The organism is Pseudomonas sp. 203-8, assembly GCF_020708595.1.
In the GTDB taxonomy this organism is placed as follows: Bacteria; Pseudomonadota; Gammaproteobacteria; order Pseudomonadales; family Pseudomonadaceae; genus Pseudomonas; species Pseudomonas aeruginosa.
This window is the reverse complement of sequence record NZ_JAJFDF010000010.1, coordinates 63,953-78,413: the sequence shown is the minus strand read 5'-3', so window position 1 is coordinate 78,413 and position 14,461 is coordinate 63,953. Positions and strand designations below refer to the sequence as shown.

The window sequence follows — 14,461 nt, the reverse complement described above, 5'->3', positions numbered from 1 at the left end:
ATCACCTCAACCGATAATCGGAATGCGCCGGAGAATAAAGCGCAGCAGATACGCGCCCAGGACCATGGTCACGCCTGGACCAATCTGGAATGCATTGGCGAAATAAACGACCGATGGCGGAATGCCCTGGAACGCATTACCGGCTGTAACGAAGAAGTCAGGCACCGGCAACCACTCGAAAAACTTCACAACCGCAGAAGTCATCCTATGGAACACATACTCCGGCAAAACAGGGAGCAGCTCCCAAAAATAATCGAACGCATCTTGCACCCACTTAAAGAATTCATCAATTGCCTTAAGTGCACGCTGAAAGAAGTCGGTCGCCGTCTGAATAAGCTGTTTAATCGCACTAAGAATACCGTCCATATATCACCTCATGCTGACAAGAACACACGGACCGACAGCAGCGCCCAGAACGCCAGGAACACTGCCCGCAAGATCGGCTCGATCTGCGCCCACAGATCACAGTGGGAACTGAACGTAATGTTGGAGCCGAACAGCGAGATGCTCTGCGTCGGGCAGGCGCCCCCGCTGGGAAAGTTGATGCGACCCAGCGCCTGACCTATCGGTGACTTCTGAATACCCGTCCAGGCCGCTTGTAGCGACTCATCAAAGCCGGGCACCTTGTCTGTGCCGAAGGGGTTGTTCTTGACGAACGCGCAGCTATCGTCTTTGCAGCCACCCGTAAGACCCGAGCCGCCGCCAGTTCCACCACCCTCCCCTGAGCCGTCGCCACCCGTACCGCCACCATCGCCACCACCGCCAGTTCCAGGCGTGCCGCCATCGCCACCACCATCGCCGCCACCACCTGTACCGCCATCACCACCACCGCCAGTACCACCATCACCACCGCCGCCCGTACCGCCGCCACCAGTACCACCATCACCGCCACCACTGCCCGGATCAGTGGGGTCAGTTGGATCGGTGGGATCAGTCGGGTCGGTCGGATCAGTAGGCGTCTTTACGCACGTCGTGCCAGACCAGCTATAGCCAGCCGGACAACCCGGATTGTTTGGGTCGGACGGCGGCTCATCAGGATTGGTCGGCGGCGTGTCGTTCAGCGATGGGCCGGTCATGCCAGGGTTATTCGTGTCGGCTGCACAAGAGTCGCCATTCGTTTCGAGCCAGTAATTACAGAACCCCTCATTAGTCGAGCCCGGCATAAAGAAACAACCACCCGTTTTCGAACTGGTAGGAACATATTGGCACCCGTTCTTACAGCCGGTCGGCGGCGTGGAGTTCACAATGTTTCGGCCATTCAACTGATAAACCGGAGACGGCGGAGAACTAAACAAATCCGTCAGCCCCTTGATGCAATCTTCTGGAGGAGGCGGAGGCTCTTTACATGTACCGGTTATTTCGTCAGGAATCTTAGGCGCGGTGCACCCATCCCCTTTCCTGTAAATCGGGTTGTTATAGGAAGTGCTACACATCCTTTCCACGCCCTGACTAAGGCAATAAAATTCAAGGCCATAAGTCGCCATATCCTGCCGACCATTAGCCGGATAAACAATGCGCACAGCCTCGACACGCGAATAGCCAGGACTGTTAGCAATCGCAGCCTTTCGAGCCTCTTCGACAACTTCCGTATAACTTCCGTATTTCTGGGAACCACGAGGCCAATAATAATCCTCAGCAACGGCACCGAAAGAGACAAGACACAGGACCAACAAGAGTGCACGCATGATCACAGCCTCGAAAAAATGGCGTAACTACACGCCGCACCAATAACAAAGAATGCGAACTCATATAAATCCACCATCACTCAAACTCCCCTGCCAGAAACAAAAAGGGGCGACCGAAGCCGCCCCATCGAACCGCCCTCCTCGATCAGCTCCGCAGGAAGCCCAAGACCACGCGAGCGCCTTTAATGCCGGCATACACAGCGGCCAGCAGCGCAGCGACGGCCAGGACGCCGGTAGCAATGGTCGAGAAATCGATATCGCCGGTCAGACCGCTGTAATCCCAGCCAGCCGCCGAGGCGGATTGCGAGACGACCAGAGCAGCGCCTACAGCAACGGCAGAACCACTGCGAACGAACAGTTTCTTCAGGTTTTTCATGGACTTACTCCTTACATTTTTTTGATAAAGTCGAGCACGGCCTTGACGCCCAGAGCGCCGACAAGGACCGTCGCGACAAGACCGAACCCGACCGAGAACGCCTGGGCGAGTGCCTCGGTGTCCAACATCGACGGGTCGAACTGCTCAGGCACCTGGGTCAAGACCCACATGCCCGAACATAGTGGTGCCCCATCCGGCGCAATCGAGATGGAGCCATCGCAGGACAGGGCGGAAATCACAGGAAAGCCGCCATGGTGTCGGTCCAGCCCCACAGGTAGCCCGTGGCGAGGCCTACAGCGAACATCGAGAGATAACGCAGCATGGCGGCCCCCTATCAGCTAGCGGCTTGAACAGGCGCCTTTGCGGCAGCCGGAGACGCAACGCGGCGAGCTTGGCGCGGGTCAACTTCAAACCACAGTCGGTCATCTTTCACGCGGCAAGTAATGTCGCACTCATAATGACCAGCAGGCAGAATTTCATTCTGCTTAGCTGCGTAATATTCGAAGCGCTGCGGATAAGGAATACCCGGCAGATGTCCGAAGGCTTCACACATATGGTACTCATTGCCAGCTTTGGAATTACCCGAGCGAACAACGCCAGTGGTTTCAATACGGATAGTCAGTGCATTAGCCATTGTTGGTTTCTCCGGCTGTCGGTTTAGTAGTAAGCGTGCCGGCAAAGATAGACATTACTGAGTTCGTGACAGCCTGAACTTTGCCGTAACTTTCATTCCAAAGCTGGGCGCTTATGACCCGTTCAACTTCGGAGCGAAGTTTCTGGAGCTGGGATTCACTCATTCGAATACATCCCCCAAATAAAGAGTGCCTTTCTTGCTGCTGATCAACTTAGAACGATTCGCCTTATTGAAATCCTCAGCGGCCTGGACTTGTTCAGCCGGAGTTCTAGACGAAAGAACTTTCTCCAGATCATCCATAACGCTACCCTCAGTTCTGAGATTGCGCAGACGCTGTTGCATCTCCTGGCGGGAGGTAACTCGACCGCCGAAGTAAAAATCGAAGCCAGACTTCATACAGCCACCTGACGGGCCGATTTATGAATCAGCCCCCTTTCAAAGAAGAAGTTCGGAATGGCCGCAGGCTTAGCCTCAAGAATTCGAATCATCGGAACAACATTACTATCATCGCGACGATCACAACGAATATTGATATCTATGCCATACCCAAGAAGAACCTGACGATGACGATAATAAGTAGCCTTCGCTACCAAGTTTGAAATGTCATGCCCCTGCTTCCAGAGCATGTAAGTGCCGAGCACCTTGCTCGGGATTTTCATCATTTGCTCTGAATTAAGTTCTATTTGCTCTGACATATCCAGTTCCCCGATGAAATCACGGTAGAGCTTCCAAAGAACCGTGGGGGTGAGTTGAGAGGCATATTCAAGGTTCAGCGCCTTGAGTTTCTTTGAGCGCAACCGAAGTTCAACGCGGAGTTTGTTATCTATCCACTGATAGATTTCAGGGTACTGGTGAAACTCTTCCGGCAACTTATGCGAACCACCGGAAGTTATTTCATCGGCCTTGCAATAACAAACAATCGACCAATGACTTGAGCCTTTGCCGAAAGTTAGAGTCCCGCGATTATTTACCGGACGACCATGGCGTGACTTACATTTGAACTCGCCTGCACGCAACCAGGCTCGAACATCGGCCCGGCTTGGAAGTTCGAACATTCGGTTGTAATCGACGCGAGTGACGCGGTACTGCCCTGCCCTGACCTTCTGACGCTCAAAGTCAGTCGGCTCAAGGCCCACCAAGGCGCAGAGGCGTTGAAAAGCATCCCAGACGAGGGCAACGAGATCACAGGAACCAACAAGGTTATGTCCTTGCAACCACTTGCTTGGGTTGCCGTCGATGTACAGATGAGTCGCGTTGCCCTGCCCGTCCCCGCCTACGCTCCGAATATGGATTGTCGAGTCATGGGAGCCACGGACCAGCATCTTGCGCGGAGTTTCCCAAGCAACAGTCCCGTCAGCCTCGATGCAGACCACCGCACCACTGCTCAAAGGCGCGTGGTGCAGTTCGATCATGGCCGCGATCCAGTCGATCATCCCTAGAAACCTGTCAAGACGCATATATGAGCCGCAAAGGTACAAAATCTTGCCTCAGGCAGTCAACAGCATCTTGGCTTTACAGGGTTGAGATATGATCCGCCACTTTTCACTGGGAGATAGGATCGATGCACGATGAGTCAGCGATGAGTGACGTAACCATGGCGATAGGCGAGAACATACGGAAAGCCAGAGAGCGCAAGGGCCTGAGGCAAGAGCAAGTCGCTGAAATGGCAGGCATTCCCCTGTCTACATACAAGAACTACGAGCATGGCAAACAGCCACCACCCGGCGACCGAATAGGAGCCATCGCACGAACCCTCGGGGTATCAGCTGATGAACTTGTGTTCGAAGAGAGCGAGCGCCAAGTTGCTGACGAGCTACGAGCCCTATTCAAGAGGTTCGAAGTGCTTCCGCCAGACCTGAAAACCCAAGCCAAAGTGGCAATTCGGGGCCTGCTAATGAGCTATGAAGTCGAGGCCCTCAAGCACGAGGGGTAGTCTCAAAATGAGACAAAAGTCGGGTATCACCTATACCCGACTTTTCAGCCCCGCCACCCTCGCCCACCACCACCAAAACCGCACCAGAGAGCGCGTAACGATGCGAGCAGAAAGAGACGACTTCCCGCCCGTCAGAAGAACAGCAGAGCGGCGACTGGCCTACGAGATAGCCCTAGGGATATGGCTGGGCGGAATGGCTCTAGGCCTCACATCGTTCGCACTGTGGTTCTTCGCGCTGAGCGCAATGGTCGGAGCACTGAAGTTCGGCTGAACAAAGTCGTAAGGGCGCTGCCCTTACTATCCCGCTCTTGCCGCCGAGGGCTCGGGAGGCAGGGGAGATAGAGCTTCCCCTCCCTCCCTTGCGGAGGCTGTTTCAGGGGGTGCAACGTCAAGTGTTCGCTTCGCCCGGCGCTCCGTTCGACGCGACAAGTCGCGACGAGCCGGTGCGGCGGCACCTGACTGGGACAGATCGAAGGGGGGCTGCTAGCAGAAAACGAGATCCAGGACAGATCCCGCAGGAAAATTTGCTAGCACTTTTCGACCTGGTGCAGCAGCTGCAGAACGAAAACTGCTAGCGGCGACGATACCCAGGCCGCAGCGGGTTATCGGACACAAGCATATCGCGTTGCCCCGCAATCTCAGCCAGTTGCACAGCGGCGGCATGAGCATCAGCAAGCACGCCCTGGAACACACCGAGGGTCTCGCGCAGCGACCGAATCTCATCTTCCATCGCCTCGATCCGATCGCGCTGACGGATCATAAGCTCGATGCCGGCAATGAACGCCTGACTGCCAGTGCCCTTGCCGGTAGCAAGCTTGGCCTGGCGCACCAGGTCTTCGGGAACGTCGCGAATGGTCAGCAGCATGGCTTTCTCCCTGCTAGCAAAATTGATCCTGGAGCGAATGCACCAGGTCACGAAATGCTAGCAGTTCCATCGAGACGATTGCTAGCAATTTTCGTCCTGGTGCTCGCGCTCGAGGACGCAAAACGCTAGCAAACGGGGTCGCATCGCATAATGGGGATTACGTGTAAATCCAGCGCCTGGGCTGCGCATTGTCCAGGCGCTGGACTCGCCCCCTGGGCGGCTTCGCTAACGTAATCCCATCGTCATTATGCGAATCTACAGATTCACAGGACCTAGGGCAGCATCACGCATTTCGAAGCGACTCCATGGCGGCTTCCGTCTGGAGCCCTCGTGCGATCGCTCGCCGACCTAGCTTCTGCAACAGCCGTAACCCTGCACCTGCGTTTCGCTGTCGACCACTTCGCGCCACCAGCGTCGGCCGGCATGCGGTGCTTGCAGGTCGATCCGCTCGCCCATCATCGGCGTGGAAACCCGCACGCCATGTTCGGTGGCCAGTTCGAGTATCCGTTCGAACGGCTCGTACCAGGCATGCATGGCCAGGTCGAAGGTGCCGTTGTGGATCGGCAGCAGCCAGCGCCCGCCAAGATCCCGGTGAGCCTGGAGGGTCTGCTGCGGGTGCATGTGCACGTACGGCCAATGTTCGTTGTAGGCGCCGGTTTCCAGCATGGTCAGATCGAACGGTCCGTAGCGGCGGCCAATCTCGGCGAAACCATCGAAGTAACCGCTGTCTCCGCTGAAGAACAGCTTCAGTTCGGCGCTTTCGATCACCCAGGAACACCACAGCGTACGGTTCCCATCATGTAGCCCACGGCCTGAGAAGTGCTGTGCCGGCGTGGCAGTCAGGCGCAAACCGCCAGCCTCGATACCTTGCCACCAGTCCAGTTGGCACACCTTGCCTGGCGGTACGCCCCAGGCCAGCAGGCGGTCGCCTACGCCGAGCGGCGCCAGGAACAGTTCGACGAGCGGGACCAGGGCCTTGATCGCGGCGCGGTCCAGGTGGTCGTAGTGATCGTGGGAAAGAATTACCCCACGGATCGGCGGGAGATCCGCCAATGCCACCGGCGGCGCATGGAAACGCTTCGGCCCGGCGAACGGCAACGGCGAGGCGCGCTCGGAAAATACCGGGTCGGTCAACCACCAGCTACCGGCCAGTTTCAGCAGCAAGGTCGAATGACCCAGGCGGAACAGACTGCCATCGACGGTCGCATCGAGCTCGGCACGGCTCGGGCTGAGCACGGGTAAAGGCTGCCGCGGGACGGTGCTTCTCGGCTTGTTGAAAAGCGCGTTCCAGAGCACCCGGGCACCGGGTGCCGGCATGTCCGCCGGCCTGGGGCTGAGATTGTGGAAACGCCCCTGGCGCAATTGCGGGGAATCGTGATGTCCGCCGATGGCGGCTCGCCGTATCGAGGGAAGTTTCAAAGCGTCATTATTCCTGTCTGGCATTTCGACAACCGTAGCGCAGCCGCCGACATTCGTTCGCGGTCACTATTAGGCATCCTCCCCTCCTCGTCATTGCCTATTCCTCGGGAGTCCTTGCCCGATCGTGCGGGCCTGCTCAAGCGGTCGAATGCCCCGCTCGCCCCGATCGTTGAGCGTCATCGACGAGGCCGTTCCGAAGCGCCCGAAGCTGTCATCGGCGCAGAGTCAAATCGACTCCATGCGGGTCATTACGACCGCAAAAAGACCGTGTCAATATGACTCATAAACCTTCAAATCATTGATCTACATCAATAAAAAACCTGGCATGGGAAATGGAAAGCCAATGGCGACTCCTTCCCATTCAGGATTTCCCATGAAACACATGCTCCCCCTCATCGCACTGGCCCTGGCAACCACGACTCCCCTCGCCCACTCCGCCGAAGTGATTTCCGCAGATAGGGACCGAACGGTCGGCTACGGCGCCGGCGGCGTGGTTGGCGTCATGGTCGGCGCGGCCCTCGGCGGTCCCCTGGGCGCTATCGCCGGGGCCGCGCTGGGAGCCCTGGGAGGCGCCTCCGTCCAGCAGGCAACCGGTCTGAGCGAAAACGCCTACACCGTTCGCTACGAGGACGGCACGACCGAACGCTTCCGCTCTCCCAACGCCCGGTTCGACGCCGGCGACCAGGTGCAGGTACAGGGCATCCGCCTCATCCCTGCCCCGTCGCTCTCGCGTTGATCCATCCCTATCGAAGACCCGTATCTCCATCACCCCACGAGGGATTCCCATGAGTGAATTCAACGACCGGTTCGCCGTCGTCACCGGCGCGAGTTCCGGCATCGGCCTGAAACTGACCGAAACGTTGCTCGGGCACGGCGCGACTGTCCTGGCGATGGCAAGGCGCGAAGGACCGCCGGAAAGCCTGCACGCCCACTCCGGCAAGCGTCTGCACTGGCTGGCGGGCGACGTCACCCGCGAACGGGACCTGGACGCCCTGGCTTCGCGTGCCGCGTCCATCGGCCCCGTCGATTACCTGGTACCCAACGCCGGCATCGCCCAGCTCGCCGACGGCCTGGACAGCCTGGCGTTCGAGCAGCAGTGGCGGGTCAACGGCGCCGGGGCGCTGAACACCTTTTCCGTGCTCAGCCGGCAAACGAGCAAACCGGCCAGCGTAGTCTTCATCGGTACCTTCCTCAGCCAAGTGACCTTCCCCGGGCTCGCCGCCTACATCGCTTCCAAGGCGGCCCTGATCGCCCAGGCCAGGACGCTGGCGGTGGAATGGGCAGAAAAAGGCGTGCGGATCAACCTCGTCTCCCCCGGCCCTACCGCCACCCCGATATGGGCGTCGCTGGGCCTGAGCGATGCCCAGGCGGAGTCTGTCACCCGGAGCATCAACCAGCGCCTGGTCGACGGCAGCTTCCTCAGCCCCGGGGAAATCGTCGACGTGGTGATGTTCCTGCTGTCGTCGAAATCCGCCGGGCTCTACGGCCAGGAGTTGATCGTCGACAAGGGCTACGGGCTGCGCTGAGGGCCGCCGATGCCGGACGTCGTATCGCGACGTCCGGCGCCTTTGCGGTTTCCTGTCGGGACCCCACGGCAGCTCAACTAGGGGGCCTGGATGCCCCCGGCTCGCCGAGGCTATCGACGCATCCGGAGGGTCTGGCGGCTTGACAGCGGGCGAAGGCTTGGCGGACTCTATATTGTATTTAGTCGATACCATCTTGCATCTTAGAGAACCCTCCCATGCCCCTGCCTGCCCTACCCCTGGATGCCCTTCTCACCGGCCGCGCCCGGCCCTTCACCCGCCCCGGCTCGCGCAGCGGCATCGCCAAGTCTCCGCGCGACGGTGCGCTCAGGGTCACCCCCGTCGGCCTGGAAGGCGACGAACAGGGCGACCTGCGCGTCCATGGCGGCGTCGAGAAAGCGATCCACCATTACCCACGCGAACACTACGCCGCCTGGATCGCCGAACTGGGCGAACACCCCCTGCTGATGCAGGCGGGCGCCTTCGGCGAGAACTTCAGCACCAGCGGCTGGAGCGAAGCCGACGTCTGCCTCGGCGACCGCGTGCGGGCCGGGACCGCGCTGCTGGAAGTGTCCCAGGGGCGCATGCCCTGCTGGAAGCTCAACGACCGCTTCGAGGTCGCCGGGATGTCCCTGAGGGTGCAGGAGTCCGGGCGCACCGGCTGGTACTACCGGGTGCTGGAGGAAGGCGTGGTGGCGGCTGGCGATATCCTGCAACTGGTCGAACGGCGCCATCCGGATTGGTCGTTGTTGCGCCTGTCCGAGGTGCTGTTCGACAGGCGGGCCGACGCCGAGCTGCTGCGCCAGTGCCTGGCGCTGCCGCTGACGCCATCCTGGCGGCGCACCCTGGAGCGGCGCCTGGAAAAAGGCCAGGTCGAGGACTGGGGGCCGCGCCTGGAGGGAGCCCCCGGCCAGGCCGAGACGCCCAGGCCGACCTGAGGAAGCGCCGACGCCCCCCCGCAGGCAGGGAATCGGCCTGGGGATGCATGGAGTGCCGGAAAGCGGGTATAAAGCGCCAGCGTTAAGCGACCCAGACGTCTGCCAAAGGACCCCTTTCATGCTGCGGCTCTCGATGCCGGCCCTGCTCCTGGCTCTTGCCGGCTGCGCCACCAAGCCCCCCGCCAATCCCGACAACCTCTGCGAGATCTTCCGCGAAAAACCGAAATGGCACGAGGCGGCGCTGAAGATGCAGCAGCGCTGGGGCGCGCCGGTCCAGGTGCCGATGGCGATGATGTACCAGGAATCTTCCTTCAAGCATGACGCCCTGCCGCCGCGCTACTACTTCCTCGGTTTCATCCCCTGGGGCCGGGTCAGCTCCGCCTACGGCTACGCCCAGGCCAAGGACGAGACCTGGGCCGACTACAAGCGCGAGGCCGGCGGCTGGGGCGCCAGCCGCGACGACTTCGCCGACGCCCTGGACTTCATGGGCTGGTACATCCAGAAGAGCCAGCGGGTCAACGGCGTCTCCAAGTGGGACGCCTACGGCCAGTACCTGAACTACCACGAGGGCTGGGGCGGCTACCGCAACCGCAGCTACGACGCCAAGCCATGGCTGAAGAACGTCTCGCAGAAGGTCCAGTCCCGCGCCTCGCTGTTCGGCGCCCAGTACCGCAGTTGCCAGCAGGAGCTGTCGCGCGGCGGCTGGTTCTGGTAGAGCCGTCCGCGCACGCCGCGGGCCCGAACCTCTTCCGCCTTCGACGAGGGCAACGGACAACGTCCGCCAAGCCCCCCAGGTCGGACCGGCACGCTCGAACGGCCAACCTGCGTCATGGAACCGCAGGCGCATCCTGCCCAGGCAGCCCGCAGCGCCAGTGGACAGGCGGGTCTTCGAACCGGCGGCTGGCCACCTGACCGAGCGGCCTGCCCTCACCTTTCACCCCGCTTCGCTTCTCAGGCCAGAGCGCTCGCGGATTGGCGGCGTCAGATTTCCTCGTCTACTGTTTGGATAAAAGTTTGGCGCCAGAAATACGTCAATAAATTGACTAAAAAAACTTACCCAGACTACGGATATTTCCCTGGGAATGCTAAGATAGCTATCACAAAGCCACTATCGACGAATGAACCTATTCGACGGGAAAATGACTAAACCGCGTGGCAAATGAAAAATAGTCACTAAATTGACGCTTCACCGCCTTGCTCTTCCCTATCCACTCAATGGACTGCCCGTGATCGGCAGAGCAAACAACATGCATTCGAAGTCGGTAGATAGCCTGTCGCTGACACGGGCTGGATTCATCGAGTACTTCCTGGTCGCGACCAAACTGGTACACGCGCTCACCGCCATCGCCCCGGCGCTGTTCCTGCTGTACTACCCCGGCCTGGTTCCCGTGGAGCTGCGCAGCAACATGCTCGGGCTGCTGCTGTTCTTCGGCGCGCTCACGGTGATCATGTTCCAGGCACTGGACGTCTACTCCGACGATATCTTCAGCAACCGCCTGCGCTTCCGCATCATGTTCTTCGCCTGGGCCTCGGCGTTCTGCCTGCTGTTGTTCATGTACCAGGGCCTGGGCCTGTTTCCCTACCTCAGCAGCAAGCTGGTGATCTTCTGGTTCACCGGCAGCCTGCTGCTGTTCGGCGTGCAGCGCCTGCTGGTGCTGCGCCTGTACCGGGCCTGGATGAAACGCGGCATGTACCTGCAACGCACGGTGATCCTCGGCTTCACCGAGAGCGGCATGCACCTGGCCGAATACCTGGTACGCAACCACGACATCCGCTCCGGCATCATCGGCTTCATCGACGACCGCTCCGAGCGGGTCCCGGAGAACTACAACTCGCTGCCGCTGCTGGGCAACACCAAGGACCTGGAGAAGCTGATCCGCCAGGAACAGGTCGACCAGGTGCTGGTCGCCCTGCCCTGGTTCGCCGAGGGGCGCATCGGCGCCATCGTCCATCGCCTGCGGCAATTGCCGGTGAACGTCCTGCTGGTGCCGGACATGGCTGCCTTCCGGCATGCCCACAACCGCATCGTCGATGTCTCCGGGATCCCCATGTTCAACGCGTCCGAGCTGCCGCTGCGCGGCTGGTCGCCGCTGATCAAGCGCTGCGAGGACCTGGTCCTGGCGAGCATCGCGCTGGTCCTCTTCGCCCCGCTGATGGCCCTGGTGGCCCTGGCGATCAGGCTCGACTCCAAGGGGCCTGTGCTGTTCCGGCAGAAACGCTACGGCTACAACAACCGGCTGATCTGGGTCTTCAAGTTCCGCTCGATGTACACGGAAAGGACCGACGCCAACGCCGAACGCCAGACCACCCGCGACGACGACCGCATCACCCGGGTCGGCCGCTTCATCCGCAAGACCAGCATCGACGAGCTGCCGCAGCTGTTCAACGTGCTCGCCGGCAGCATGTCGATGGTCGGCCCGCGCCCCCACGCCACCGCGACCAAGGCCGCCGGCATTCCCTTCGAGGAGGCGGTCAGCGAATACAGCTCGCGCCACCGGGTCAAGCCCGGCATCACCGGCTGGGCGCAGATCAACGGCTACCGGGGTGAGACCGACACCCTGCACAAGATCAAGAAACGCGTGGAATACGACCTCGAATACATCGCCAAGTGGTCGGTGTGGTTCGACCTCTACATCCTGTTCCGTACGGTGCCAGCCGTACTCCTGACCAAGGAAGTCTACTGATGAACGCCGTCGCCCCGCTGATCCCCTGCATCGTTTCCGGCGGTTCCGGGACCCGCCTGTGGCCGGTTTCCCGGGAGAGCATGCCGAAACCCTTCATGCGCCTGGCCGATGACCAGAGCCTGTTGCAGAAGACCTTCCTGCGTATCGCCGGGCTGCCGGACGTCGCCCGCCTGCTCACGGTGACCAACCGCGATCTGCTGTTCCGTACCCTGGACGACTACCGCGCGGTCAACCGCAGCGGCCTGGCCCAGGACCTGCTGCTGGAGCCGATGGGACGCAATACCGCGCCGGCCATCGCCGCCGCCGCGCTGCATGTGCAGGAGCACTTCGGCGACCAGGCGCAGTTGCTGATCCTTCCCGCCGACCACCTGATCCGCGACGAGCAGGCCTTCGCCGCGGCGGTGGCCGAGGCTCGCGGACTCGCGGCCCAAGGCTACCTGGTGACCTTCGGCATCACCCCGGAGCGCGCCGAGACCGGCTTCGGCTATATCGAACAGGGCGCCCCGCTGGGCAACGGCTTCCGGGTCGCACGCTTCGTCGAGAAACCCGACCAGGCCACCGCCCAGTCCTACCTGGACAGCGGCAAGTACCTGTGGAACGCCGGCATGTTCTGCTTCCAGGCCGCCACCGTGTTGCAGGAACTGGAGCGCCACGCGCCGGAGGTGCTGATCGCCGCCCGCGCCGCCCTGGCCGACGGCAGCAGCCTGGAGAACGGCCAGTGCCGCCAGCGCGAGCTGGCCGCCGGGGCCTTCGCCGAGGCGCCGGACATCTCCGTCGACTACGCGCTGATGGAGCGCTCGGACAAGGTCGCCGTGGTGCCCTGCTCCATCGGCTGGAGCGACATCGGCTCCTGGCAGGCGCTGCGCGAACTCAGCGCGGCGGACGAGAACGGCAACCAGGTACGCGGCGAAAGCGTGCTGCACGACGTCAGCAACTGCTACATCGATTCGCCGAAGCGCCTGGTCGGCGCCGTCGGCGTGCACGACCTGATCATCGTCGACACCCCCGACGCCCTGCTGGTGGCCGACGCGGCGCGCAGCCAGGACGTCAAGTTCGTCGCCCAGGAACTCAAGCGTCGCGGCCACGACGCCTTCCGCCTGCACCGCACGGTCAGCCGGCCCTGGGGCACCTACACCGTGCTCGAGGAAGGCCGCCGCTTCAAGATCAAGCGCATCGTGGTGCGCCCCAAGGCTTCGCTGTCGTTGCAGATGCACCACCATCGCAGCGAGCACTGGATCGTGGTCAGCGGCATGGCGCTGGTGGAGAACGGCGAGCGCGAGTTTCTCCTCAACACCAACGAATCCACCTTCATCCCCGCCGGGCATAGCCACCGCCTGAGCAACCCGGGGATCATCGACCTGGTGATGATCGAGGTACAGAGCGGCGAGTACCTCGGCGAGGACGACATCGTCCGCTTCAACGATATCTACGGTCGCGCCCCCGCCAGCGACGAGAAGAAAGCCTGATGCGCTGCGCCCTGGTCATTCCCACGCGCAACGCCGGCGCGCACCTGGGCCGGCTGCTGCCGGCCCTGGCCGCGCAACGGCGGCAGCCGGACAGCATCCTGGTGGTGGACAGCCGCTCCAGCGACGACACGGTGGAGCGCTTCCGCGCCTTCGGCGCGCGGGTCGCGGTCATCGAGCCGGCCAGCTTCAACCACGGCGGGACGCGGCGCTGGGCCAGCCAGCAGGTCGAGGCCGACGCGCTGATCTACCTGACCCAGGACGCCATTCCCGCCTCGCCCGACAGTTTCGCCAACCTGCTCGACGAACTCTATGCCGAGGCCGACATCGGCGTGGCCTACGGCCGCCAGTTGCCGCACCCCGGCGCCGGCCTGCTCGGTGCCCAGGCGCGGCGCTTCAACTACCCGCCGGAAAGCCGCAGCAAGCGCCTGGCCGACGCCTCGGAACTGGGGATCAAGACCTGCTTCAGTTCCGACTCGTTCTCCGCCTACCGCAGCGACGCCCTGGCGGCCGTCGGCGGCTTCCCCGAAGACGTCATCGGCAGCGAGGACGCCTACGTCGCCGCGCGCCTGCTGCAGGCCGGCTACGCGGTGCGCTACGCGGCCAGCGCCGAGGTCTACCATTCCCACGATTACCGCTTGCTGGAAGAGTTCCGCCGCTATTTCGACATCGGCGTGTTCTACGGCCGCGAGCGTTGGATACGTGCCGCCTTCGGCGGCGCGGGTGGCGAGGGCAAGCGCTATGTCCTCGCCGAGATACAGGCCTTGCGTGCCGCCGGTGCCCTGTATCGCGTACCTGAAATAGCGCTGCGTAGCGCGTTCAAGCTGCTCGGCTACCGCCTTGGCCAGCTGGAACGCCACCTGCCGGTCGCCCTCAAGCGCCGCATCAGCATGTTTCCAGGCTACTGGAAGTGAACATCATGACCTACAGGAAGTGCTCCC

General features: G+C 61.6%; 17 protein-coding genes. 8 read left to right on the top strand and 9 right to left on the bottom strand.

Annotation, left to right across the window (positions count from 1 at the left end; genetic code table 11):
- Nucleotides 1–6: 6 nt before the first annotated feature.
- From LJF27_RS23095 to LJF27_RS23065, 7 genes are all read right to left on the bottom strand, one after another.
- Nucleotides 7–366: a DUF2523 family protein gene (locus LJF27_RS23095; RefSeq protein WP_023103176.1), complete on the bottom strand. Its 360-nt coding sequence runs from the start codon at nucleotides 364–366 to the stop codon at nucleotides 7–9.
- Between the two features lie 8 nt (nucleotides 367–374).
- Nucleotides 375–1,685: an attachment protein gene (locus LJF27_RS23090; RefSeq protein ID WP_229601888.1), complete on the bottom strand. Its 1,311-nt coding sequence runs from the start codon at nucleotides 1,683–1,685 to the stop codon at nucleotides 375–377.
- A 145-nt stretch (nucleotides 1,686–1,830) separates the two neighbouring features.
- Nucleotides 1,831–2,061, bottom strand: a complete 231-nt coding sequence (locus LJF27_RS23085; RefSeq protein WP_229601887.1) for a hypothetical protein — start codon at nucleotides 2,059–2,061, stop codon at nucleotides 1,831–1,833.
- A gap of 11 nt (nucleotides 2,062–2,072) precedes the next feature.
- Nucleotides 2,073–2,300, bottom strand: a complete 228-nt coding sequence (locus LJF27_RS23080) for a hypothetical protein (protein WP_025921140.1) — start codon at nucleotides 2,298–2,300, stop codon at nucleotides 2,073–2,075.
- A 95-nt stretch (nucleotides 2,301–2,395) separates the two neighbouring features.
- A complete protein-coding gene (locus LJF27_RS23075; RefSeq protein ID WP_071534550.1) occupies nucleotides 2,396–2,695 on the bottom strand; it encodes a hypothetical protein in 300 nt (99 codons plus the stop codon).
- Between the two features lie 159 nt (nucleotides 2,696–2,854).
- The gene (locus LJF27_RS23070; RefSeq protein WP_229601886.1) at nucleotides 2,855–3,091 is read right to left on the bottom strand and encodes a hypothetical protein; all 237 of its coding nucleotides are present in this window, start codon (nucleotides 3,089–3,091) and stop codon (nucleotides 2,855–2,857) included.
- Complete coding sequence (locus tag LJF27_RS23065) at nucleotides 3,088–4,128, bottom strand: phage/plasmid replication protein, II/X family (protein ID WP_003159146.1); 1,041 nt, start codon at nucleotides 4,126–4,128, stop codon at nucleotides 3,088–3,090. The genes LJF27_RS23070 and LJF27_RS23065 overlap by 4 nt, the downstream gene beginning before the upstream one ends.
- Nucleotides 4,129–4,274: 146 nt before the next feature.
- On the opposite strand from LJF27_RS23065, the gene LJF27_RS23060 reads away from it, so the two are divergent.
- Entirely contained in the window at nucleotides 4,275–4,628 is a 354-nt protein-coding gene (locus tag LJF27_RS23060; protein WP_016852912.1) for a helix-turn-helix domain-containing protein, read from the top strand.
- A 571-nt stretch (nucleotides 4,629–5,199) separates the two neighbouring features.
- On the opposite strand, the gene LJF27_RS23055 is transcribed toward LJF27_RS23060, so the two are convergent.
- Nucleotides 5,200–5,493 (bottom strand): hypothetical protein, encoded by a 294-nt coding sequence (locus LJF27_RS23055; protein WP_031634843.1) that lies wholly within the window; start codon nucleotides 5,491–5,493, stop codon nucleotides 5,200–5,202.
- Between the two features lie 348 nt (nucleotides 5,494–5,841).
- A complete protein-coding gene (locus LJF27_RS23050; RefSeq protein ID WP_196694371.1) occupies nucleotides 5,842–6,936 on the bottom strand; it encodes an MBL fold metallo-hydrolase in 1,095 nt (364 codons plus the stop codon).
- Between the two features lie 349 nt (nucleotides 6,937–7,285).
- Between LJF27_RS23050 and LJF27_RS23045 the strand changes: the two genes are divergently transcribed.
- From LJF27_RS23045 to LJF27_RS23015, 7 genes are all read left to right on the top strand, one after another.
- Nucleotides 7,286–7,648 carry a hypothetical protein gene (locus LJF27_RS23045; protein WP_003117251.1) on the top strand — a complete coding sequence of 121 codons (363 nt, stop codon included), beginning with the start codon at nucleotides 7,286–7,288 and terminating at the stop codon, nucleotides 7,646–7,648.
- A gap of 49 nt (nucleotides 7,649–7,697) precedes the next feature.
- Nucleotides 7,698–8,438, top strand: a complete 741-nt coding sequence (locus LJF27_RS23040) for an SDR family NAD(P)-dependent oxidoreductase (protein ID WP_003117250.1) — start codon at nucleotides 7,698–7,700, stop codon at nucleotides 8,436–8,438.
- A 215-nt stretch (nucleotides 8,439–8,653) separates the two neighbouring features.
- Entirely contained in the window at nucleotides 8,654–9,373 is a 720-nt protein-coding gene (locus LJF27_RS23035; protein ID WP_003117249.1) for an MOSC domain-containing protein, read from the top strand.
- A 118-nt stretch (nucleotides 9,374–9,491) separates the two neighbouring features.
- Nucleotides 9,492–10,088 (top strand): hypothetical protein, encoded by a 597-nt coding sequence (locus LJF27_RS23030; RefSeq protein ID WP_003089218.1) that lies wholly within the window; start codon nucleotides 9,492–9,494, stop codon nucleotides 10,086–10,088.
- Between the two features lie 532 nt (nucleotides 10,089–10,620).
- Complete coding sequence (locus tag LJF27_RS23025) at nucleotides 10,621–12,057, top strand: undecaprenyl-phosphate glucose phosphotransferase (protein ID WP_003111160.1); 1,437 nt, start codon at nucleotides 10,621–10,623, stop codon at nucleotides 12,055–12,057.
- Nucleotides 12,057–13,523 (top strand): mannose-1-phosphate guanylyltransferase/mannose-6-phosphate isomerase, encoded by a 1,467-nt coding sequence (locus tag LJF27_RS23020; protein WP_003117248.1) that lies wholly within the window; start codon nucleotides 12,057–12,059, stop codon nucleotides 13,521–13,523. Before LJF27_RS23025 ends, LJF27_RS23020 begins: the two co-directional genes overlap by 1 nt.
- Nucleotides 13,523–14,434 carry a glycosyltransferase family 2 protein gene (locus tag LJF27_RS23015; RefSeq protein ID WP_023116851.1) on the top strand — a complete coding sequence of 304 codons (912 nt, stop codon included), beginning with the start codon at nucleotides 13,523–13,525 and terminating at the stop codon, nucleotides 14,432–14,434. The genes LJF27_RS23020 and LJF27_RS23015 overlap by 1 nt, the downstream gene beginning before the upstream one ends.
- The last annotated feature ends 27 nt before the right edge of the window (nucleotides 14,435–14,461 follow it).